Here is a 22425-nt window from a genome sequence, read left to right as displayed (position 1 = left end):
GCTCTCGAATCAGCCATGAGTCCAGAAGATATTGCAACCCGCAACTTCTTCGAACGGCATATCTTTCGCCTGTCCGAATTGGTCTATGGTGAGTATTTGCGGGACCGTGATTATCCGTTCTACCTGCTTCTCACGGAGGTGCGAACGCTCGTCAAGGCGTGCGAGGAATTTGGACTCGACGATATCGATTGGCTTGAAAAGGTGGTTCAGGCCCTCTACTCGCCGCATCCTTCGCGATTCGCCGCCGACGACATCTCATATCTCATGTCGATCATCGCGAGCAATTCGTCCCCCGAGGGGAAGAGCACCGCGATCCTCTCGTTCATTCAGAACTTGCAATGAACGATCTGATCGTCTGCGTGGGTGACCGGACAACGCACGGCGGCACCGTGCTGGAGGGGTTTTCCGGGTTTTCGATCGATGGAAGGATTCCTGCCGGCGTGGGCCACATGGTCGCCTGTCCTAGGTGTAAAGGCGTGTTCCCGATCTCCAGCCGAGGCGTCCGCGCCAAGGTCAACGGTATCGAAGTCGCGGTGGACGGCATGGTGACCAGTTGTGGCGCAGCGCTGATCGCATCCCAGAAATTGGCTGGTGTTGCCTAGGGCAACCCTGCCGCCCTTGAGCTTGCAAACTGATCTCTCCAGTTCCACGATGGCGTTTGGCTCTATCAGTGAACTGTTTACTTTGAACCAGACATCGGTAGCCAGCGGGCGCTGGGCGCTCCCCGTTCAACGCGCTCCTGTTCAGCGGCGGGCCGCGCAGCTGACCGTTCGCTGCAACCGATTGTTAGCCGCGCGCGCGCCGGTAATGCATTGCGACCGCGCCGTTGCGGAGCGGCTTCGCCGAGACCAGCTCAAGCCGTCGCGTGTTGGGCAGCCCGCTCTGGTACAGGGTCGGGCCGTGGCCGGCGATCCTGGGGTGAACGAGGAACTTGTACTCGTCGATCAGACCCAGCCGGTCCAGCTCGGTCGCGAGCTTGCCGCTACCGAGGAGCACGCCGGCCGGGGTCGCGTCCTTGAGCTTTTGCACCCCCGAGCGCAAGTCGCCGGCGATGTGGTGGCTGTTGGTCCACGGGTAGTCCGTTCGCGTCGACGACACGACGTACTTCGGCTTGATCTCCAGCTTGACCGCCCATTCGCGCACCGTCGGCGGTGCCTCCACATCGCCGCGGGCGACCGCCGGCCAGTAGCTCTCCATCATCTCGTAGGTGGTGCGGCCCCACAGCATCGCCCCACCCTCGTCCATGAGGCGGGTGAAGAAGGCGTGCGTCTCGTCGTCGGCGATTCCCTCCTGGTGGTCGACGCAGCCGTCCAGGGTGACGTTGAGGCTGAAGGTTAGAAGTCCCATGCGAGTCTCCTCCGAGTTGGGCGGTCCGCTGGACTGTCGCTTGTCGACGAATACCTGCTCGGTCTACGACTGCTTTCGGAGCGCGGGGCGGCACCGTGAATGACCGTTCGTGGCCCGAGTGCGGCCGACCGAGGCTGCCACACCGACGCCCCCGAATCCAGCCCGCCTGGCTCTCGAACGCCGTGCGTGCCAGCACCTCCAGATCATCGCTCGCCTCGACCGGCAGTTGAATTGCAAAGGCGTCCAACAGGTCCGCGTTCGCGTAAAGCGGTGCTAGCACGCTGTTGCTGGGCATGGGCACAGCGTGCGCTTTGGTCGAGATCGTGTTCCGGGGGAGGTTCATGGTGTCCAGGAGTCTAGTCATGACAGAGGCATCACCGATGCGGGCGGCACATGTTGCATCGCGCTTGCGACCGAAGACAGGCCGACGTCGGGTCGTGCGAATAATTCTCATTCGTTTGACTTACAATCGGTCGCTCTCCAGCTCTCTTTTCATGTCGTCGCCGGGATCCAGGCCCGTCGGCCCGGCGATTCCATGCGCAATCTCTTTGTCTTTTTGCCGCTCGCGTTGGCGGCCCAGCTGGCCTGCGCGCAGGCCGCCCCCTCCACCATCGCCGCGACCGGCGAGCTCGACGCGGTCACCGTCCGCTCCGACCGCAACAACGGCTTCGTTGCCAACACGGTCGAGGCCGGTACCTTCCGCGGCGCCAGCATCATGGACGTGCCGGCCACCGTCAACACGGTGACGCGCGAGGTCCTCGAGCTGCAGGGCGCGACCGGCATCTACGACGTGCTGCGCAACACGGCCGGCGTCACGCGCCAGCAGAACGGCGGCGATACCTTCGACCAGCTCGTGATCCGCGGGATTGCCGTGGAGAACCGCACCAACTACCGGCTCAACGGTTCGCTTGCGATTCCCAACGTGTCCGAGATTCCGATGGAGAACAAGGAGCGCGTCGAGGTGCTCAAGGGCGCCTCGGCGCTCTACTACGGCTTTACCTCGCCCGCCGGCGTGATCAACCTCGTGACCAAGCGCGCGGGCAGCACGCCTGTGACGTCGATCGGCACCAGCTTCGACGACCAGGGCACGATGCAGGGCTTCGTCGACTTCGGGCGCCAGTTTGGCGAGCAGAGCCAATATGGCCTGCGCATCAACGCCGCGGGCGGGCAGCTCGGCTCGACCATCGACGGTGTGGACGGCAATCGCAAGTTCCTGTCCGCCGCCTTCGACTGGCGCGTCACCAGCAGGCTCACGCTCAAGGCCGACCTGGAGTACTACCGCAAGAGCATCACCGAGCAGGCCGGCATTGCGCGCCTGGCGGCCGTCAACGGACTGATCGCGCTGCCGGCCCTGCCCGATCCGCGCAAGCTCATCGGCCCGCCGTCGGCCGTGTTCGAGGCCGAGGTCAAGACCGCGCAGTTGCGGGCCGACTACTCCCTCAGCGACAACTGGGCACTGATGGTGGAAGCCGGCCATTCGGAGGCCCAGCGCGACCGTCGCCTGGCGACCTTCAGCAACTACAACGTGCGCACCGGCGCGGGCCGCATCACCGGCAACGTGCAGCACCTGGAGCAGAACTCCGACCTGCTGCGCACCGAACTGTTCGGCACCTTTGCGACCGGCAGCGTGCAGCACGAGCTCACGCTGGGCGCTGCGCAGAGTGACAAGAGCCAGGACCCGATCTTCCAGCGCAACTACGGCGGCGCCACCACGGCGCAGAACCTGTACTTTCCGCGCGCCATTGGCGCTTTGCCGCTCACCGCGCTGCCCACGCAACCCACCACCGGCGCGCAGGACAGCCGGGAGCTGGGCCTGTACGCGCTCGACCGCATCAGCTTCTCGCCGGAATGGCAGCTTGTGGCGGGCCTGCGGCATACGCACTTCGAAAGCACGCAGTTCGCCAGCGCGACACTGCCGAGGATCGGCTACGACGTGAAGAAGACCACGCCGCTGGCCGCATTGAGCTACAAGTTCACGCCCGACCTCATGGCCTATGTCTCCTATGCCGAAGGCGTGGAAGAAGGCGAAGTGGCGCCCGCCGGCACCGCGAACCAGAACAACCGCATGCCGCCCGGCGTGAGCAAGCAGAAGGAAGCCGGGCTGCGCTGGCTCACCGGCTCGGGCACGCTGGTGTCGGGCGCGCTGTTCGACATCGAACGGCCCGGCGCCTACACCAACAGCGCCAACACCTTCGTGGCCGATGGCCGGCAGCGCTACCGCGGCCTGGAACTCTCGGCGCAAGGCAAGCTGACGCGCCAGCTCGCCTGGCAGCTCTCGGCGCAGACGCTGGACGCCGAGTTCCGCGGCATCAACGCCCAGTACAACGGCAAGACGCCGGAGAACACCGCCAAATACACGGCCAGCGCCTTCTTCTCCTACGACATCGCAGCGGTGCCGGGCCTGTCCATTAACGGCGGCGCCTACTACACCGGCAAGCGGCCGATCGACGACCTGAACCAGGGCTTCATCGGCGGCTACACGATCTTCGCGGCCGGTGCGCGCTATGTGACGCAGCTCTTCGGCAAGCGAACGCTGTGGCAGCTCAACGTCGACAACCTCGGCGACAAGCGCTACTGGTCGGCGGCGGGCACGCGGCTGGCGGTGGGCGTTCCGCGCACCGTCAAGGCCACGGTCAAGATCGATCTCTGAAGACGGGCGAGCCATGGCTTTCTTGCGACGCGCCTGGTTCCAGATCCACTGGTTCATCGGCATCACGGCCGGATCGGTGCTGCTGGTCATCGGGCTGAGCGGCGCGGTGCTGTCCTTTCGCGCCGAGATCACCGACCTGATCGATCCGGCCCTGCACCGCCTGCCACATGCAGCCGACGCACGGCCGCTGACACCGGCCGAGGTGCTAGACCGGCTGCAGGCCGCGCAACCAGGGCGCCGCGTGGCAACACTGACGCTGTTCGCGGAGCCAGGCCGGCCGGCGCGCGTGAACTTCACGCCGCCGCCCGGCGAGCGGCGCGGCGAGACGCGCTTGCTCGACCCGTACACCGGCGTCCTGCTGCCGGAGCCGCGCGTCGAAGCCTTCTTCGAGTTCGTCGAAAGCCTGCACCGCTGGCTGCTGCTGCCGCGCGACGCCGGCAAGCCGGTGACCGGCACGCTGGCCGCAGGACTTCTGGTGCTCGCGCTCTCGGGCCTGTACCTGCGCTGGCCACGGCGGCCGCTCGCGTGGCGCAGCTGGCTGCGGCTGGATTTTGCGCTCAGCGGCCGCGCCTTCCTGTGGAACCTGCACGCAGTGGCGGGGACCATCGCGCTGCTTGCCTATCTGGTCTCCGGCTTCACGGGGCTCTACTGGGGCTTCGATGCGGTGCGCACCGTGATCGACGACGCGGCCGGTGAAGGCCCCGCCGTTCGCATGCAGCGCATGCAGGGCGCACCAGGGCCGGCCGACAAGGCCGAAGGTGGCGCGCCGGCCAGGCTCGACCTGCAGCGCGTGTGGCGCTCCTTCGAGCAGACAACCTCCGGCGACTGGAGCCAGGTCACGCTGCGCCTGCCCACGCGCAATGCCGCGCAAGTCGAAGCCACCTACCTGCGCGCCGAGCCCGAGCACGAGCGCGCGCGCAACCGTCTCTATCTGAACGCTGCCACCGGCGAGGCGGCGCAGCACGAGCGCTATGCCGACAAACCGATGGCCGGCCGGCTGGTGAACAGCATCTATCCGCTGCACATGGGCACTTACTGGGGCCTGCCGGGACGCATCGTGATGATGCTCGCCAGCCTGGGCCTGGCGCTGTTCACCGTCACGGGCTGGATGCTGTACCTCGGCCGCCGCCGAACCCGCAAGGCACTGCGGGGCGAGCGCGCGCAGCTGGCGCTCGCCCGCGGCGGCACCGCACCAGGCCCGGAGCAAGTGCTGATCGCCTTCGCCACGCAGACCGGCCATGCCGAACGCGTCGCGCTGCAGACCGCGGCCGCATTGCAATCGGCGGGCCTCGGCATCGTGGTCAAGACCATGGCCGAACTCAGCGTCGACGCGCTGTTGAGTTTCCGCAAGGTGCTGTGGGTCGTCAGCACGTCCGGCGATGGTGATCCGCCCGACAGCGCACGCGCCTTCGCGCGCAAGTTCGCGCAGCAGGCGGGCTCGCGGCTGCAGCACGTGCACTACGGCGTGCTCGCACTGGGCGACTGGCACTACGCCACCTTCTGCGGCTTCGGCCGCACGCTCGATCGGGACCTGCGCAACCAGGGCGCACGCGCGCTGTTCCCGATGGTGGAGGTCGACAACGGCAATCCCGAAGCCATCGGACGCTGGCAGCGCTCGATCGCCGAGGCCTTCGGTGTGCGCGCCGCGTGGCCCTCTTCGCATGCTTCTTCTGCAGCCGAGCGGCGCCCCTTCGAAGCCTGGCAACTGGCGCGCCGTGAGCTGCTCAATCCGGGCAGCCTGGGCCATCCGCTGTTCGAGATCGAGCTGCAGCGCGACGGTGCGCCGGCGTGGCAGCCGGGTGCGCTGGTCGAGGTACTGCTGCCGCCAGAGACGCAAGCCGATGCCGGTGCGAAGCCGGCGCCGCGCAGCTATTCGGTGGCCTCGATCCAGGCCGGCGGCTGCATACAGCTGCTGGTGCGCCAGGTGCAGCACGAAGGCGGGCTGGGCCTTGCCTCCGGATGGCTGACCGCGGGCGCGCAGATCGGCGACGCGGTCCAGATGCGGCTCGTCCCGAATCCGGCCTTCGCGCTCGTGGACGACGACGCGCCCTGCATCTTCATCGGCAACGGCTCTGGTTACGCGGGACTGCGCTCGCACCTGAGAGAGCGGGTGCGGCGAGGCCATGCGCGCAACTGGCTGCTGTTCGGCGAGCGCCAGGCCGGGCACGATGCCTTTTGCGCCGCGGACGCCGCGCAGTGGCAAGCGCTCGGCATGCTGGCGCGCGCCGACCTCGTCTACTCGCGCGACCAGCGCGAGCGCAGGTACGTGCAGCACTGCCTGCGTGAATCAGCCGACGAACTCCGCCGCTGGATCGCCGATGGCGCATTCGTCTATGTCTGTGGCAGCCGCGAAGGCTTGGCGCCCGGCGTGGACGCGGCGTTGAGCGAAGTGCTCGGCGCGGCCGGGCTCGATGCGCTGATCGCGCAAGGACGCTACCGCCGCGACGTGTACTGAACAGACGTCACTTTCGGGCCTGCAAGCCGGGGCGCCAGGTCCCGTGAAAGCCGAAGGGCACGCGGTGGGGCAAGCGGGCGATTGCAACAGGCCCCGCGGGCAGGTCCATAGCGTCGAACACCAGCAGGTCGCTGCGCTTTTCGTGTTCGCGCCACGCCACGGCGAGCAACCAGCCCTCGCCCTCGGCCGCATCCGTTTCGCGCGGCACGAAAACCGGTTCGGAGACGACGTCACCGTGCGGCAGCGTGTGCAGGCTGCGCTCCCCGGTATCGAAGTCGAAGCGGGCCAGGCTGTCGTAGAGCACGCTTTCAGAATCATCCCGCGCGCGCGGCGTCGCATGGCAGGTGTAGAACCCATACCGATTGCGCCGTCCGGTGTAGCGCTCATCGATGCGTGGAAACTCGGATGCCAGATCGTCGAGGTACTCACGCCGGAAGCCGCTGCCCGTGCCGGCAGTGTCGAAGGTCCAACGGCACAGGCGCGCAGCCATGGCGTGGGGATCGCCGGGGCGGCCTTCGGCGTCGGGTAGGCCGGGCGCCGTCTCCGACTGCATCACATAGGCCACGATGGCGTCGCCGTCTTCCCAGGCATTCATCACGTGAAACACATGGCAGGCATCGGTGTCGAACCAGCGCATCGCTTTGGCCGGACTGCCTCGGCGCATCACGCCGACATGCGTGCGCTTGGCGGCATCCCATGCCACGAGCGGCTTGCCGCGCATGGCACGCTCCACGCTGAGCGTGAGCGGCGTGACGGGAAAAAGAACGTGTCCGCGCGTCACCATGAAGTCGTGCGCCATGCAGGCATGCGGCGCCGTGAACGACTGGAGCTGCGTGACTTCGCAGTGCTTGTCCATCACACCGTAGAGCATGGTCGGCGAACCCGGGCCGTCGGGCGAGTACGCGAAGAAGTGCAGCTCTCCGGTCTCCGGATCGCGCTTGGGGTGCGCAGTGCAGCGCGAACTCACGCGGTCCTCGAAGCTCTGATGCCCCTTGGAAGCCAGCGTAAGGGCGTCGAGTTCGAAGGGCTGATGCGATTCTTCAAGCGCGAAGAGTCGGCCGCCATGCCACAGCATGCTGGTGTTGGCCGTGCCACCGTTTCGGCCATGTGCGAGTGGGTCGCTGGTGGCAGGGTTGCCGAAGGTGCCGAAGAGCGCGCGGCCGGCTTCATGCTCGAGCTGCCATTTCGGCGTGCGCGCCCAGCGGTTGCTGTAGGACACCGTGCCCATGCCGATGTGGAAGGCATGCACCATGCCGTCGCCGGAGAACCAGTGGTAGCTGTCGTCGCGCGGTGCGTATTGCGGACTGGGCCCCACACGGTACAGGCTACCCGACAGCCCTGGCGGCAGCGCGCCTTCGATGTCGAGTGCCGCGATGTCGTGCTCCTCGGCGAGCGGCGCGTAGTTGCCGGTGAAGAAATGAGGGTTCGCCTGTGTTGCTGCGTTCACGGTTGTCCTTGGTGGTTCATTCAGGTGGACGGCGGGCCATCCAGGTGCGCGATGGCCTGCTCCACATAGGCGGCCAGCGCCTCGTCGATGCCCGAGCCGGCCCGCAGCGCCGCGTCCCGGTGGAATGCTCGCTGCAGCTTCACATTCAGCGCGGCGTCGCCGCCGGCCTTGGCCAGCGACAGCGCCTGCCAACGCAGTGCCAGTGCGCGCATTGCCGCACCGCTGGCGGGTGCCCTCGCCAGCATCTGCTGGCGAACCTCGGCGATGAGTGGCGGCCACGCGTCGGTCTGGGCGACGTAGTGTTGGCGCAGCGTCGCCATGTCGGCGGCGCTGCAATAGGGTGCGTAGAGCTGGAGACGTGCGAACGCCATCGCGTGCGAGATGTACCGGATGCCGGTGCGGTCCACACCCGTCAACGCGTGGAGCGACGGCTCGTTCCAGTGCATGGTGTAGAGCTTCATCAAAAGGCTTTCGTCGCCACCGGCTTCTTCGAGCAGCAGTGCAATCCAGCGCCGCGCGAGGACCTGTGCCTGCGGGCTCTCCGGCGATGCGCCGGCCGCCAGCAGGCTGTGCAACGACTTCGACAATTCGGTGCGCTCGGGCGCCATTGGGTCGCCGGACCCAGCGGGTCTGGTGTTGAGCGCGCGCTGTTCGTCGTCGCTGAAGTACTTTTCGCCCGCGACCATGCTCTCGAGCGCCAGGAGCCAGGCATCGGTGTCGGGCTCTTCGCGGGCCTGCAACTGGTCCTTCACTGCGATGAGGTGGGTCCGCAGCGCCGACGCCTGCATGATCTCGCGGTCGAGTTGCTCGATCTGGCGGGCCACGACTTCCGAGATGCCGCCGGCGGTGTTGTCGAGAAGGCGCTGGATGTCCGCGAGCGGCAGATCGAGCCGCCGCAGCGCCTGGATGCGGTAAAGCCGCGCCACGTCTTTTCGGCCGTACAGCCGGTAGCCGCCGCCCGATCTTTCGGACGGCACCAGCAGTGCGATGTCGTCATAGTGACGCAATGCGCGCACAGTCAGGCCGGCGCGCCGGGCGAGTTCACCAATCTTCAAAAACATGCCTTCCCTCTCAAGTGAAGGCATCCTAGACGCTGCCGTTACGAGAGGGTCAAGCGGTTTTGCAGAACCGCCCCCCTGTCACTCCATGTGGCTGAGGCTCTCGCTGGGTAACTCCATCGCATTCAGATTGGAAATCACGGGCCCGTTGATCACACGGCCGCGCGCGTCGAAGCGGGAGCCGTGGCGGTGCGCCTCTGGCGTTCGCGGCTCAGCGCGCTGCAGAGACCGGCGCGCGCTTGGCCAGTTCGAGCTTGGCAATGGCGTTGCGGTGCACTTCGTCGGGCCCGTCGACGATGCGCACGGTGCGCTGGTGCGCATACGCCTCGGCCAGCCAGAAGTCCTGGCTGACACCGGCGGCGCCGTGCGCCTGGATCGCCCAGTCGACCACCTTGCACGACATGTTGGGCGCCACCACCTTGATCATCGCGATCTCTGCACGCGCTTCCTTGTTGCCCACGGTGTCCATCTTGTAGGCCGCGTTGAGCGTGAGCAGTCGGGCCTGGTCGATCAGGCAGCGCGACTCCGCGATGCGCTCGTGCCAGACCGATTGCTCTGCCAGCGGACGGCCGAAGGCCACGCGGTTGCGCAGCCGCTCGCACATGAGTTCGAGCGCACGCTCGGCGGCGCCGATGGAGCGCATGCAGTGATGGATGCGACCCGGGCCGAGACGGCCTTGCGCAATCTCGAAACCGCGCCCCTCGCCCAGCAGGATGTTGGACACGGGCACGCGCACGTCTTCCAGCAGCACTTCCATGTGGCCGTGCGGTGCGTCGTCGTAGCCGAACACCGAGAGATGGCGCAGCACCGTGACGCCCTTCGTATCGCGAGGCACCAGCACCATCGACTGCTGCGCATGGCGCGGCGCATCAAGGTCGGTCTTGCCCATCACGATGAAGATCTTGCAGCGCGGGCTGCCCGCGCCGGAAGAGAACCACTTGCGGCCGTTGATCACGTACTCGTCGCCTTCGCGGCGGATGGTGCACTGGATGTTGGTGGCGTCCGACGACGCGACGGCAGGCTCGGTCATCAGGAAGCCCGAGCGGATTTCGCCTGCGAGCAGCGGCGCCAGCCATTCGTCTTTCTGCGCCTCGGTGCCGTAGCGCTCGATGGTTTCCATGTTGCCGGTGTCGGGCGCCGAGCAATTGAACACCTCGCCCGACCACGAGACACGGCCCATCACTTCGCACAGTGGCGCGTAGTCGAGGTTGGAGATGGCCGGCACGTCGCGGTGCGGGTGCGGAAGGAACATGTTCCACAAGCCCGCCGCGCGCGCAATGGGCTTCAGTTCCTCGATCAGCGCCGGCACCTGCCAGGCGTTGCCCTGGCGGCGGAACGCATCCATCTCGTGGTGGTAGCGCGCTTCGTTCGGATAGATGTGCTGCTCGAAGAACTTGTTCAGTCGTTCGAGCAGGTCGCGGGTCTTGGCGGAGGGTTCGGCAAACATGGGACGTCCTTTTGCGGGGTTTGGGCAATTCAAACACCGCGGACTGTTGCGAGCCGTCTCGAACGTGACGCGAGAAAGAGCGCGGCGTGGGCACCGCTGCATGCCTCGTGCATGCGACGCGGTACGCTTTTTTTCAACGCCTAGGCGCTTCCGGCGGCAGCAGCACGATTTTTCCCAGCGTGCTCCCGCTGTCGAGCAGTTCGTGCACCCGCCGCGCATCCGCGAGCGCAAAGCAGGTGGCCGGCGGCGCATGCACGCGGCCTTCGGCCATGAGCGCGATGGCGGCCTGCATGAGCCCGCGCCGCTGCGGCACGTCGTCGTCCACCGAATGGATCGAGAAGGTGCGCACGGCCAGGCTTCGGCTCAGGAGCTTGCGCAGCTCCGCGAACACGTCGCCGGCCGGCGGTCCGTTCACGATGTTGTAGGAGACCACCATGCCGAACGGCGCCAGCGCGCGCAGGCAGGCAATGAAGAGTTCGCCGCCGAGATGGTCGAAGGCCAGGTCGACGCCGCGCCCGTTGGTCAGCTGCATGACCTTCTCGGCCAAGCCGGACACGTCGCTCTCGATGATCTCGTGCGCGCCGTTGGCCAGCGCGAAGTCGCGCTTCTGCGGCGTGGAGGCGATGCCGAATACGCGCAGGCCGCGGCCCTGCGCCACCTGCGCGAGCGCCGTGGCCACGCCGCCTGCCGCACCGGGCACCAGGATCGATTGCGCAGGCAGGTTGCCGTTGCTCGAGAGCATGGCGAGCGCGAGCTGAAAGTTGCCGAGGCTGACCGCATCCTCGAAGCGGATCGCATCGGGCAGCACGAAGGGCGCGGCCTCGGGTACGCAGATGGCTTCGGCATAGCAGCCTCCGCGCTGCTTCAGCTCGCGCGCGCTCACCAGCACGCGCTGGCCGACCTGCAGGGCCGTGACGCCGGCACCGACCGCATCGACGATGCCGGCCATCTCGTTGCCGGGAATCGCCGGCATCGGCGGCATCCACTTGTAGGTGCCATTGCGGATCAGCACGTCCGGGCCGCCGGCACCGATGGCCATTGCCTTGACCCGCACCTCGCCCGCCTGCGGCTGTGGCAGCGGGAGTTCCACCAATTGCAGAACCTCGGGGCCGCCGGGCGCCTGGAGCTGGATCGCCTTCATCGTGGTGTGCGTCATCAGCGCTGCCCGTCGTGCACGGACACCTTGTCCTTGGTGAGCCCACCCAGGCGCGCATGCACCCGCCCTCCGGTGCCCATGACCAGCGCGAACAAAATCTCGTCCGGCCGCGGCGCATCCTGGATGCCGATCTCCATCGAGTTGTAGTGGCTGCGCACGTACGCCGCATGGATGTAGTGCAGCGGCACCATGAGCCGGTAGCCCGTGGCGGCCACCGCCTTGGCCGATGGCACGATCGCCTTCGGCTCGCCGAGCACCTCGCGCATGGCCCAGCCTCCGGCTTCGTGCCAGACCGCGCCGTGTTCCAGCTCTCCATTCACACCGACGATCGCGGCCTTGCTGTAGACCTCGACCTTGTCGCGCCCGAGCACCTCGACCAGCTCTGTCGCCAGCAGCGTGCCAAGCGAGCGCAGCTCGGCCATGAAGGGCAACAGGTCGGGTTCGTAGCGCCCGGCATACGGGTTGTGGATGACCGCGCAGGCGGCCGCCAGCCTGAGCGGCGTGGCGGCCGGCGGCCCGCCCTCGTGGTAGACGGTCTCGATGGAAAGGCTGCGCTTGCGGATCTCGATCAGCGGCATGGAGGGGTCCTCACTGTTTGGGTATGCGTGCATCGTTCACCACGGTGGTCCACCGCTTGAGCTCGGTGGCCACCATGGTGGTCATTTCTTCGGGTGTGCTGCCACGCGCTTCGCCGCCCATTTCTTCGAGCCGCGCGCGCACGGCCGGCACCTGCAGGGCCTTGAGCGTCTCGGCATGCAAGCGGTCGACGATGGGGCGCGGCGTGCCCGCGGGCGCCATGAAGCCGGCCCAAGAGCGCACGTCGTAGCCAGGCACGCCCTGCTCGGCAACAGTCGGGAGCTCGGGCATCTGGCTCCAGCGCTGCGCGCCGGTGGTGGCCAGCGCGCGGAGCTTGCCGGCCTTGATATTGGCCAGCACGGCCGTCGGTGGCGCGATGATCATCGGTACCTCGCCGCCGAGCAGCGCCGCCACCGAGGCCGCATCGCCGCGGTAGGGAACGTGCAGCAGTTCGACGTTGGCGCTCTTCACCAGAAGCTCGCCGGCCAGGTGGTGCGTGGAGCCGATGCCGGCCGATCCGTACGACACGCCGCGCGCATCGGCGCGCGCCGCGGCGAGCATTTCGGCCAGACTGCGATAGGGCGAATCGGCGCGCACCACCAGCAGGAACGGAAAGTAGGTGATCGTCGAGACCATCTGGAAATCCGTCACCGTCTGGTAGCTGAGCTTGTTGTAGAGCGCGCCGGCCACCGCATGGCCGCCCGTGGCCAGCAGCAGCGTGTAGCCATCGGGTTTGGCGCGCGCCACCGTGCCGGAGGCGATGGTGCCGCCGGCGCCCGTCTGCGCCTCGACCACGAAGGGCTGTCCAAGTCCCTTGGCCATTTCGGTGCTGACCACGCGCGCAATGGTGTCGGCGTTGCCGCCGGCCGCAAAGCCCTGATAGATCTTGATCGGCTTGTCCGGGAAGCCCTGGGCCAAGCCTTGTAAGGGTGCCGCGCAGGCCAGGGTCAGGCCTGCGGCGACGAGCAATCGTCTGTGCCACATGGTTTTTGTCTCCGATGGTTGTGGATGAAGGCCGCGGCTTGTGCCGCCGCGGTCCGGTTCCGCGCTTCTTCAGTCCTGCTGGACGATCGGGTTGCGCAGCACGCCGATGCCTTCGATCTCGACCTCGCACACGTCGCCCGGCTTCATGAAGCGCGGCGGCTTCTTGCTCCAGCCCACGCCGGCGGGCGTGCCGGTGGCGATGACGTCGCCCGGGGCGAGCGTGAAGATGGTCGACGAGTAGCTGATGAGCTTCGGGATGCTGAAGATCATGTGGCCCGTGTGGCTGCTCTGCACCACTTCGCCGTTGAGGCGGGTCTCGAGCTTGAGTTCGCGGCCGGGCGCGATCTCGTCGGCCGTGACCATCCAGGGACCGAAGCCGCCGGTCGATTCGAAGTTCTTGCCCGAGGCGATCTGCTTGGCATGGAACTGCCATTCGCGCACGCTGCCGTCGTTGTAGCAAGAGTAGCCCGCCACGTGGTCGAAGGCATCCGCTTCGGCGATGTTGCGGCCGCCCTTGCCGATGATCACGGCGAGCTCCCCTTCCCAGTCGAGCGATTCCGACACGTGCGGCCGCACGATCGGCGCGTTGTGCGCGCACTGCGAGCGCCACACGCGCAGGAAGATCGGCGGCTGCTCCGACAGTTCGCGGTGCATGCCGGCGGCCAGCACCTCCTGGTGGTGGTCCATGTAGTTGCGCACCGCGCACACGATCTTCTCGGACTTCGGGATCGGCGGGAGAAAAGTGATGTCGGCCAGCTTGGCCGCGATGGGCAGTCCCTCCACATGCTGCGCCGCCTGCAGGTACTCGCCCGAGGCGATGTAGTCGACCAGGCCCGCGTGCTGCGGACGCGCCTTGCCGAGATCGACCACGCCGTCGCCGACGACAGCGCCCCAGGTTTCGCGGCCTTGATGGACATATGACAAAAGCTTCATGGGAACTCCGGTTGGGATGTGAGGGGTGGAAGAAATGGTGGCCGGGTCAGGCGGCAGGTGTCACTGGTGTCACCGGCGCGTGCGATTCGAACTGCGCCTGCCACTGCGCGAGCGGCATGAAGGTCGGGTCCTTGCGGCAGGCCTCCTCGGTCTCTCGCATCAGCGTCTCGTCGTCCTTCGAAAGATCGAGCGGATCGCCGTGCGGCTGCGCGATGTAGAACGGCGTGTCGATGTAGATCTCGACCGTGTTGCCTTCCGGGTCGAGCATGTAGACCGACAGCGCATTGCCGTGGTTCAGGCCGCGGATATTGGTGGCGCCGCGGGCCTCGGCCCGCGCGGAGATGTCGCGCAGGTGCTGGATGCTCGGCACCACGAAGGAGATCTGCATCACGGTGCTGAACTTCGCCTCCGGCGGCCGGCCCGAGGCCAGCACCAGCTGGTGGTGCTGGTCCGGGCTCGCGCTGGTGAACACCAGCTGGTTCTTGAAGGTGCGGCCTTCGCCGCGATCGGTGATCGTGAGGTCGAAGGTCTCGGTGTAGAAGGCCACCATCCGTTCCAGGTCGGTGACGAAGATTCCGAAATGCGAAGGCGTGGGTCGGGCGACCTTGAGCATGCTGTCTCCAGGGTGAGGGGTGGGGCTGCGCGCTTCTAGGTTTGTGCGGCTTCGGCGGCCCTGAGCGCGGCCAGCACGTTGCGCTGCGTGCTGAGGATGTGTTCCTCGAGCAGCGCGCAGGCGGTGTCCGTGTCGCGTCGCAAAGTGGCGTCCATGATCTTGCGGTGCTCGTTCGACTTGCGGCGTGCGGTCTTCCTGTGGCGCGCCGAGAACCGCCGGTAGCGTTCGGCCTGGTCGAACAGGCTCGCGCCCCACACGCGCTGGCGCAGCGAAGGACAGGCGGCCAAGAGCGACAGGTGAAAGGCGCGGTGCAGCTGCGACCAGTCGTTGTCCAGAATGACGGGGCCATCGCTCAGGCGCGACTCCACCTTCTCGAGCCGGTGGAAGGCGGCCAGGATCGCGGCCTCCCAGGCGTCGTCGCCGTTGGCAATGGCTTCGCGCAGCGCGGGGACGTCGAGCATCACGCGCATGCGCGTGATGTCGGCGAGGTCGTCTTCCGAAATGGGCGCCACGCGAAAGCCGCGGCGTTCGTCGGCGCGCACGAGGCCTTCCTGCGCCAGCCGGCTGAGCGCCTCGCGCAGCGGGCTGCTCGAGTAGCCGTAGGCGGTCTGGAGCTCGTCGAGCTTGAGCTTGGCGCCGGCCTCGAAGGTGCCGGCCAGCACGTCCTGCCGCAAGCGGGTGAAGGCCTGCTCGACCAGCGGCGGTTCGTAGGCGGGGGAGATTTCTTGTTTATGCATGGAAATCATTTTATGCACCGCCTCTTCATGCGCCGCCGCCCGTTCGCCTGGCGCCCACGAGCACGAACAGCATGGTCGCGGGCTTGTCGCCGAGGTTGCGCCATGCGTGCCGGTTGCCGTGCTGCACGGCCACGTCATGCCGGCGCAGCAGCACCTGCGCGCCGTCGTCGAGTTCGAGCGTGATCTCGCCTTCGAGCACGATGTCGTAGTCGATGCTGTCGGTGGTGTGCATGCCGGGGTGATCGGGCTCGAAGGTCTCGGCCAGGCCCGGCACGAGGCGGCCGGCCTCGGCGCTGAACGCGGCGGCATCGAAGTCGGCGCGCATCATGACCGCGTCGGGCGGGAAGGTGACCATCATGACGCGGGTGCCGCCCGCAGCCGGCGCGAACCCTGCCTCGCCCGTGCGGTCGCTTGCAGTGCCCGCGCCCACGGTGTCGGCGGCCTCCGTCGCCCACAGCAGCGCTGCGCCATGGCCGGGCAAGGTCGTGAACTCGACGCTGCGCGGCGCAACGCCATCCGAGAGCACCCGGGCCTTGCCGTCGGCGCCCGTACCTGCCACCACGCGTCTGATTTTCATGGCATGCCTCAGGGGTTGATGACGAAGTTGCTGAAGCCGCCGTTGCGGCTCGCGATGCCCGAGATCGCTTCGTTGATGCGGTCGAGCGGATAGCACACGTGCTCGAACACCGAGAGGTCGAGCGTGCCGGCCTCGGCCATGTCGGCCATGTCCTGGCCTTCGCCGGCGGTGAACCAGGCCGAGCCTTCGATGCTCTGTTGCTCGTCCATCATGGTGTGCAGGTCCATGCCCACCATGCCGGCGATGGCGCCGATGTTGAAGGCGCGGCCGCCGCGCTTGAGTGCGCGCACGCCCTGCTGGAAGGTTTCATGCGGCGCGCCGGGGCCCAGCGCGTCGATGAAGGTGTCCACGCCCAGGCCGTCCGTGCGGGCCTTGGCCCATGCGTCGATCGCCTCGCCGTCGGCATTGGAAAAGATCTCGATGCGATCGGGTGCCAGCGCCTTGACGCGCTCCAGCAGCTCGCGGTTGCGCCCGGTGCCGAGGATGCGCGTGGCGCCCATGGCCAGCCCGAAGAGCGCGCCGCCGATGCCCAGCGTGCCGCTGATACCGTTGATCAGCACGCTGCGGCCGGGGCCGACCTTCGCCTTGCGCATTGCGGAGTACATGGTGCCCAGGTAGCCGAAGCGCGCTGCCTGGTTGAAGCTCACGTTGTCCGGCAGCTTCACCAGCGCGTACTGCGGCGCGATCATGTATTCGCACAGGCCGCCGAACGGATAGTTCTTGTACAGCTTGAGCGAGTTCTGCGAGAAGCCGAAGTAGCCGCTGAACGCGTAGTGCGTGCAGTTGATGAGATCGCCGTTGCGGCAGGCGCGGCAGCCGCCGCAGTAGAGGCTGGGGTTCACGTAGACGCGGTCGCCCGGCTTCCAGGTGTGCACGTGCGAGCCGACCGCCGTCACCTCGCCGGCCGGGTCCAGCCCAAAGACCGCGGGCAGCGGCGGCAGCGGCAGCTCGGGAAACCAGGTCGTCCAGTTGGCCAGGATGTTGCCCAGGTTGGGCACGATGCCGCAGGCACGCACCCGCACCTGCACGTCGTTGGCGGCAGGCTGCGGAATCGGCAGCTGCTCGACTTCCATCGGGGCGCCGACCTTGTGCAGTCGGGCGGCTTTCATCGTCGTCATGGTGTGTGTCTCCTTGCTGGGTTGTCCGAACACTTGATGCACAAATTGCGTTTTATGCATTCTTTTCGACCAAGTGGCACGATGCCATCGGGGACAACCCTTGGTGCACGGAAGTATGTTTTATGCACAATTCTATGTTCATGCATTTGAAAGATACCATGCCCCAACAAGATCCCGAAACCGTCGACGTGGCCGTCATCGGCTTCGGCCCCGTCGGCGCCACGCTCGCCGCATTGCTCGGCGGGCGCGGCCTGCGCGTCGCGGTCTTCGACAAATCGGATCAGATCTATCCGCTGCCGCGCGCCTTTGCGCTCGACCACGAGGCGCTGCGCGTGTTCCAGGAAATCGGCATCGCCGGCACGCTGGCGCCGCACATGACGCCCTACCGCCCGACGATCTACCAGGGCAGCGACCGCGAACCCATCCAGCATTTCGACATGGGGCCCTCGCCCTACCCGCTCGCGTGGGCGCCGTCGTACACCTTCAACCAGCCGGCGCTCGAAGCCTCGCTGCGTGAAGCGGTCGGCAAGCTCCCGAGCGTGTCGATCCATCTCGGCCACGAAGTGCTGCAGCTGAGCCAGTCACCGGACCACGCACTGCTTGCCGTCCGCGGGCCCGACGGCACCGAGGCGCAGCTGCGCGCGCGCTACGTCGTCGGCTGCGACGGCGGCACAAGCCCCACGCGCAAGCAGATGGGCCTGAAGCTCAAGAGCCTGGACTTCGACGAGCCCTGGATCGTGGTCGACATGCACGTCGATGAAGACAAGCTCGACCGCCTGCCCGCCACCAACGTCCAGTACTGCCATCCGTCGCGGCCCTGCACCTACGTGGTGGGGCCCGGCAATCACCGGCGATGGGAGTTCCTGCTGCTGCCCCATGAGGCCGAGCAGCGCGAGATGCCGCACGAGTCGATCTGGAAGCTGCTCGCTCCCTGGCTCACGCCCGCGGATGCGCGCATCTGGCGCGCGGCGACCTACCGTTTCCACGCGGTGGTGCTCGAGCAGTGGCGCAACGGGCGAGTGCTGCTCGCGGGCGACAGCGCGCACCAGATGCCCCCCTTCCTGGCCCAGGGCATGTGCCAGGGCCTGCGCGATGCCGTCAACCTGGCGTGGAAGCTTCAGTGGGTGCTCGAGCAACGCGCGCCCGAAAGCCTGCTGGACAGCTACGGCGACGAGCGCGGGCCGCAGGTCGAGGAGGTGACGGCAACCGTCAAGCGCCTGGGCCAGATCATCTGCGAGCGCGATCCGGTGCGCGCCGCCGAGCGCGACCGCCGCCTGCGCGACGAGCAAGGCGGACAGGTGCGCATGCAGCTGCGCCAAAGCCTGCTGCCCGGCGTGCACCATGGACTGATCGACCGCGACGAGCTTCCCGCGGGCACGCCGTTTCCACAGGCCATCGGATCGATCGAAGCCGGCGCGGCGCCGCAGATGATGGACGACCTGCTGCCGCACGGCTTCCTGCTCGTGCTGCGCCATGCGCCCGATGCGGCGGCGCTGCGTGTCTTGCGCGAGCCGGCTGCCGCCCTCGGGGCGCAGCTGCTGTGCATCGACGCCGCCGCGGCAGCGTCCGGCATCGCGACACTGGCCGAAGCGGACGGCATCCTTGCCGCGTGGTTCGAGCGCCACCAGTGCGCAGCCGCGCTCGTGCGGCCGGACCACCTGGTCTACGGCGTGGCGCGCGGCGCTGGGGAAGTCGAGGCTCTGATGCAGCGCGCCTGCAGGACTCTCGGCGCCACGCTGAACCGCCCCACCACCACTCTCCAGGAACCGGCATGACCGCGACTGCTTTCACCTCCCCTTCCCTTTCCGGCACCGAGGCGCTGCTGCTCGACCTGGAGGCAGAGCGATGCGATGCCATGAAGCGAGCCGACTTCGCGCGGCTGCGCGAGATCCTTCATCCGTCGCTCACGCATGTCCACGCCAAGGGCCAGATCGACGACTACGAGAGCTACTTCCGCTCGGGCGGCACGCATGTCGACTACCGGCAGATCGACCGCTCCGAACTGAAGGTGCAGGTGCTCGGCAACACCGCGCTCATGACTGGCCGGCAGCTGCTGGTGGCCGTGCGCAAGGACGGCAGCGGCACCGTGCGCATCGACTCGCGCGTGATGCAGGTCTGGACCGAGCACGAGGGCCGTTGGCGACAGCTGGCGTTCCAGACCACGCCGCTTGCGATGAGCGTGACCTGAACGTCTCGGAAGAAGCGCCCGTCTTCTTCAGGTGCCTGTCGGCTGCCGCTGCATCTCGACCAGCGCGCGCAATGCGGCCAGATAAGACTGCGGACCCAGCCCCTGGACCGTGCCCCTGACGGCCGGCGAGATGATCGAGTGCGCCCGCCAGGCCTCGCGCGCCGCGATGTTCGACATGTGGACCTCGATGACCGGAAACGGCATCGCCTTGATCGCGTCGTGCAGCGGAACGCCGTGCTGCGTGAGGCCGGCCGGGTTGACGAGCGCGCCCTGCGCGTCGTCGATGTGCGCATGCAGGAAGTCGATCAGCTCGCCTTCGTGGTTCGACTGGATCGTGTCGAGCGTCACGCCGAGTTCGGCCGCGAGCTTTTGCAGCCGCGCATCGATCTCGGCCAGCGTGGTCGTGCCGTAGATGTGGGGTTCGCGGCGGCCGAACAGGTTGAGGTTCGGACCGTGCAGGACGAGGATCTTCATGGGAGGGCTCGCGTGGCTGCTGCTCATTTGCGGATGCGCGCGATCTCGTCGCCGTAGAGCTTGACCATGGCGGGGTCGTAGCTGGCGGCAAAGCGCTCGACTACCGGTTTTGCGATCTGCCGCATGCGCGCCTGCTCGGCCGGCGCGAGCTCGTTGAACTGCGCGCCCTTGGCCTGCAGCTCGCCCACGGCCCGTTGCGCGGCGGCTCGGCTCACCTGGCGCTGGTAGCCGCGCGATTCGTCCGCGGCCTCGCGCATCATCTTCTGCTCGGTGGGGCTCAGCGAGTCCCAGAATTTCTTGCTGACCAGCACGATGTTGGCCGCATACACGTGGTTGGTGGCGCTCACGAACTTCTGCACTTCGAAGAACTTGTTCGAAAGGATCACCGAGTAGGGGTTCTCCTGCCCATCCACCGCCTTCGACTCGAGCGCGCCGTACAGCTCGGCAAACGGCATCGGCACCGGGTTCGCCTTGAAGGCCTTGAAGGTCTCCAGGAACACCGGGTTTGGAATCACGCGGATCTTCAATCCTTCGAGGTCCTCGGGCTTCGTGATCGGGCGCTTGCTGTTCGTCACGTTGCGAAAACCCAGGTCCCAGTAGCCGAGCGCGACCAGGCCTTTCTCCGGCAGCTTGGCGATCAGCGCCTGGCCGAGCGGGCCGTCTAGCAGCGCATCGGCCTGTGCAAAGTTGCCGACCGCGAACGGAAAGTCAACCAGGCCGAACTCCTTCACGATGCCTGCGAGCGAGGTGGTGGCGGGCGCCGACATCTGCTGCACGCCGCCCTGCAATGCGGACTGCTGCTGCATCTCGTTGCCCAGCTGCGAGGCCGGGTACTCCTGCACCTTCATCTTGCCGCCGCTCTTGGCCGCGAGCAGTTCGGCGAAGCGCTTCACGCCGAAGCTCACCGGATGGTCGGCATTGTTGAGGTGGCCGAAGCGGATGACGCGCTCCTGCACGTCTTGGGCAAATGCGGGAACGGCCAGTGCAAAGGCCAGGCCGGCGGCGGCCAGCGAGCGATGAAGCTTTCTCACGGTGATCTCCAGCAGAAGTGATGCGGCGCGATCTTACGAGAAAACTGGAAACCTTTTCCACTAGTGAAAACACTTGGCAAAAGCGCTAGAGTGGCGCCTGCCCATCCTTCGAACCACATGACCGCCATACTCGAACGCAGCTTCAAGGTGCTTGAACACCTCGCCGGCCACCCCGAGGGCCGGGCCCTCTCCGCGCTCTCGGCCGAGCTCGACATGCCGCTGAGCGCCACCCATCGCCTGCTGAGCGAGCTGATCCGCTGCGGCTACGTGCGCCAGGACCAGAGCCACGGCGACTACATGCTGACGATCAAGCTCGTGTCCCTGGGCTTGAGCTTCCTGAGCAACAGCGGCATCGTGGACGTGGCGCAGCCGCTGCTCGACCGACTCGCGTCCGAAGCGGGCGAGCTGGTGCGGCTCGCCGTGGTCGACGGCGATGCGCTCACCTTCGTTGCCAAGGCGCAGGGCGCCATGCGCGGCCTGCGCTACGACCCGGACATGGGCCTGTCGGTAAATCTGTCGTGCAGCTCCGCAGGCCATGCGTGGCTCTCGACCATGACCGACGAGCAGGCGCTGCAGCTCGTCGCGAAGCAGGGGTTCGGCAAGCCGGAAGACTACGGCCCGAAGGCACCTACCAGCGTCAAGGCACTGCTCGCCTACCTGCGTACGGCGCGCAAGCAGGGCTTCGCGATGATCAACGAGGTGTTTGCGCCGGGCATGAGCGCCATGGCCGCGCCCGTGCGCACCGGCAACGGGGCGGCGATCGGCGTCATCACCATCGCGGGGCCGCTGGTGCGTCTGACGGAAGAACGCATGCGCGAACTCGGACCGGCCCTGCTCGCGACGGCGCAAGAAGTTGCGCACGCCAGCGGCGCATCGGCGCTGTTCAGGCGCAAGGCCCTCAATATTTGATGGTGATCCCGGCCTTCACGCCGTTGTTGGTCTTGCCGTCCGACAGCACGCCACCCGTGAGCGAGACGTTGCCGCCCGTGCTCGCGCCCAGCGAATAGGTGGGCCGGGGCGTGGAGGTGTCGGTGCCGATGTAGGTACCGCTGCCGTCGGGCCGCTGCACGCCGAAGGTGGCGCCCTTGGTGTAGGCCGAGGTCTCGGTGGAATTGACGTTGGGCGCCACGTACAGGGTGCCCTTGTCGTCGCTGTCGAGGGGCACTTTCACGGGTTCTGCCATGGCAGCGGCGGCGGCCCACCACGCGGCCGCGCCGAGGCAGGCAAGGATCAGTTTGCTCATCCCCCCAATCCTAGGGCCTGCGCGCGCCGGAGCCAGTAGGACACAGGCGATTTGTCACGCCTCGTTGCAATGGCGCCGGGGCGCTTGTCTCGTTCTGGAAGGGGCGCACCGCTCATGTGCGCGGGCGGCGCAATTCCTAAAGTGATTCCACGGCGAAGTGCCTGCTCCCAATGCCGGGACCAGGCAGCGCCGGTCGGCCACATCACCAGGGGACACGCATGGAACCGCTCAACCTGCAGCCAAGAAACCTGACCAACCTGCTGCATGAGGACGCGGGCATGTCGTTCATGGAATTCGCCCTGCTTGCTTCACTGGTAGTGGTCGTGTGCCTGCTCCTGCTGCTTGCAGCGCGGCGCGCCGCCTGAAGGCGCAACACATCTGCAAAGGTAAA

23 protein-coding genes are annotated in these 22425 nt (G+C 67.1%); 8 read left to right on the top strand and 15 right to left on the bottom strand.

Annotated elements, in window-relative coordinates:
* Positions 1–15 precede the first annotated feature (15 nt).
* Both ASC78_RS00325 and ASC78_RS00320 read left to right on the top strand, forming a co-directional pair.
* Positions 16–342, top strand: coding sequence for a hypothetical protein (locus ASC78_RS00325; protein WP_055795045.1), 327 nt, complete (start codon positions 16–18; stop codon positions 340–342).
* Positions 339–602 carry a PAAR domain-containing protein gene (locus ASC78_RS00320; RefSeq protein ID WP_055795042.1) on the top strand — a complete coding sequence of 88 codons (264 nt, stop codon included), beginning with the start codon at positions 339–341 and terminating at the stop codon, positions 600–602. The genes ASC78_RS00325 and ASC78_RS00320 overlap by 4 nt, the downstream gene beginning before the upstream one ends.
* Before the next feature lie 184 nt (positions 603–786).
* Here the strand turns inward: ASC78_RS00320 and ASC78_RS00315 are convergent, their stop codons facing one another.
* The gene (locus ASC78_RS00315) at positions 787–1347 is read right to left on the bottom strand and encodes a dihydrofolate reductase family protein (protein ID WP_055795039.1); all 561 of its coding nucleotides are present in this window, start codon (positions 1345–1347) and stop codon (positions 787–789) included.
* A 535-nt stretch (positions 1348–1882) separates the two neighbouring features.
* Here ASC78_RS00315 and ASC78_RS00310 point away from each other — a divergent pair.
* The gene (locus ASC78_RS00310) at positions 1883–3997 is read left to right on the top strand and encodes a TonB-dependent siderophore receptor (RefSeq protein WP_055795036.1); all 2115 of its coding nucleotides are present in this window, start codon (positions 1883–1885) and stop codon (positions 3995–3997) included.
* Between the two features lie 13 nt (positions 3998–4010).
* Positions 4011–6452 (top strand): PepSY domain-containing protein, encoded by a 2442-nt coding sequence (locus tag ASC78_RS00305; protein WP_055795033.1) that lies wholly within the window; start codon positions 4011–4013, stop codon positions 6450–6452.
* A gap of 7 nt (positions 6453–6459) precedes the next feature.
* Here the strand turns inward: ASC78_RS00305 and ASC78_RS00300 are convergent, their stop codons facing one another.
* The 11 genes from ASC78_RS00300 to ASC78_RS00250 all read right to left on the bottom strand — a co-directional run bounded on the left by ASC78_RS00300 (position 6460) and on the right by ASC78_RS00250 (position 17098).
* Positions 6460–7899: a carotenoid oxygenase family protein gene (locus ASC78_RS00300; protein WP_055795031.1), complete on the bottom strand. Its 1440-nt coding sequence runs from the start codon at positions 7897–7899 to the stop codon at positions 6460–6462.
* 20 nt (positions 7900–7919) lie between these two features.
* On the bottom strand, positions 7920–8960 hold the full coding sequence (locus tag ASC78_RS00295) for a MerR family transcriptional regulator (protein ID WP_055795029.1): 1041 nt from the start codon (positions 8958–8960) through the stop codon (positions 7920–7922).
* Between the two features lie 208 nt (positions 8961–9168).
* Positions 9169–10404: an acyl-CoA dehydrogenase family protein gene (locus ASC78_RS00290; protein WP_055795026.1), complete on the bottom strand. Its 1236-nt coding sequence runs from the start codon at positions 10402–10404 to the stop codon at positions 9169–9171.
* A gap of 133 nt (positions 10405–10537) precedes the next feature.
* Complete coding sequence (locus tag ASC78_RS00285) at positions 10538–11560, bottom strand: zinc-dependent alcohol dehydrogenase family protein (protein WP_055795023.1); 1023 nt, start codon at positions 11558–11560, stop codon at positions 10538–10540.
* Complete coding sequence (locus tag ASC78_RS00280; protein WP_055795021.1) at positions 11560–12138, bottom strand: amino acid synthesis family protein; 579 nt, start codon at positions 12136–12138, stop codon at positions 11560–11562. The genes ASC78_RS00285 and ASC78_RS00280 overlap by 1 nt, the downstream gene beginning before the upstream one ends.
* Positions 12139–12148: 10 nt before the next feature.
* Positions 12149–13120, bottom strand: a complete 972-nt coding sequence (locus ASC78_RS00275; protein ID WP_055795018.1) for a tripartite tricarboxylate transporter substrate binding protein — start codon at positions 13118–13120, stop codon at positions 12149–12151.
* A gap of 69 nt (positions 13121–13189) precedes the next feature.
* Positions 13190–14053 (bottom strand): fumarylacetoacetate hydrolase family protein, encoded by an 864-nt coding sequence (locus ASC78_RS00270; protein ID WP_055795015.1) that lies wholly within the window; start codon positions 14051–14053, stop codon positions 13190–13192.
* Between the two features lie 46 nt (positions 14054–14099).
* A complete protein-coding gene (locus ASC78_RS00265; protein WP_055795011.1) occupies positions 14100–14666 on the bottom strand; it encodes a VOC family protein in 567 nt (188 codons plus the stop codon).
* A 35-nt stretch (positions 14667–14701) separates the two neighbouring features.
* Entirely contained in the window at positions 14702–15403 is a 702-nt protein-coding gene (locus ASC78_RS00260) for an FCD domain-containing protein (protein ID WP_443082700.1), read from the bottom strand.
* A 25-nt stretch (positions 15404–15428) separates the two neighbouring features.
* Positions 15429–15980, bottom strand: coding sequence for a cupin domain-containing protein (locus ASC78_RS00255; RefSeq protein ID WP_055795005.1), 552 nt, complete (start codon positions 15978–15980; stop codon positions 15429–15431).
* 8 nt (positions 15981–15988) lie between these two features.
* Entirely contained in the window at positions 15989–17098 is a 1110-nt protein-coding gene (locus ASC78_RS00250) for an alcohol dehydrogenase catalytic domain-containing protein (RefSeq protein WP_055795003.1), read from the bottom strand.
* A gap of 158 nt (positions 17099–17256) precedes the next feature.
* Between ASC78_RS00250 and mhpA the strand changes: the two genes are divergently transcribed.
* Positions 17257–18873 carry a bifunctional 3-(3-hydroxy-phenyl)propionate/3-hydroxycinnamic acid hydroxylase MhpA gene (gene mhpA / locus ASC78_RS00245; protein WP_162246069.1) on the top strand — a complete coding sequence of 539 codons (1617 nt, stop codon included), beginning with the start codon at positions 17257–17259 and terminating at the stop codon, positions 18871–18873.
* Positions 18870–19286 (top strand): nuclear transport factor 2 family protein, encoded by a 417-nt coding sequence (locus ASC78_RS00240; RefSeq protein WP_055794997.1) that lies wholly within the window; start codon positions 18870–18872, stop codon positions 19284–19286. Before mhpA ends, ASC78_RS00240 begins: the two co-directional genes overlap by 4 nt.
* A gap of 27 nt (positions 19287–19313) precedes the next feature.
* On the opposite strand, the gene ASC78_RS00235 is transcribed toward ASC78_RS00240, so the two are convergent.
* Positions 19314–19760: a type II 3-dehydroquinate dehydratase gene (locus ASC78_RS00235; RefSeq protein ID WP_055794994.1), complete on the bottom strand. Its 447-nt coding sequence runs from the start codon at positions 19758–19760 to the stop codon at positions 19314–19316.
* Between the two features lie 23 nt (positions 19761–19783).
* Positions 19784–20791, bottom strand: a complete 1008-nt coding sequence (locus ASC78_RS00230; RefSeq protein WP_055794992.1) for a TRAP transporter substrate-binding protein — start codon at positions 20789–20791, stop codon at positions 19784–19786.
* 117 nt (positions 20792–20908) lie between these two features.
* On the opposite strand from ASC78_RS00230, the gene ASC78_RS00225 reads away from it, so the two are divergent.
* Positions 20909–21700 (top strand): IclR family transcriptional regulator, encoded by a 792-nt coding sequence (locus tag ASC78_RS00225; protein WP_055794988.1) that lies wholly within the window; start codon positions 20909–20911, stop codon positions 21698–21700.
* Here the strand turns inward: ASC78_RS00225 and ASC78_RS00220 are convergent.
* Positions 21690–22034 carry a hypothetical protein gene (locus ASC78_RS00220; RefSeq protein ID WP_055794986.1) on the bottom strand — a complete coding sequence of 115 codons (345 nt, stop codon included), beginning with the start codon at positions 22032–22034 and terminating at the stop codon, positions 21690–21692. The genes ASC78_RS00225 and ASC78_RS00220 overlap by 11 nt on opposite strands.
* Positions 22035–22252: 218 nt before the next feature.
* On the opposite strand from ASC78_RS00220, the gene ASC78_RS27665 reads away from it, so the two are divergent.
* A complete protein-coding gene (locus tag ASC78_RS27665; RefSeq protein ID WP_200934231.1) occupies positions 22253–22399 on the top strand; it encodes a hypothetical protein in 147 nt (48 codons plus the stop codon).
* Positions 22400–22425 lie beyond the last annotated feature (26 nt).

Source organism: Variovorax sp. Root318D1 (genome assembly GCF_001424835.1).
In the GTDB taxonomy this organism is placed as follows: Bacteria; Pseudomonadota; Gammaproteobacteria; order Burkholderiales; family Burkholderiaceae_C; genus Variovorax.
Note: the sequence above shows the minus strand (reverse complement) of the source record. Positions and strands in the feature narration are given on the sequence as shown.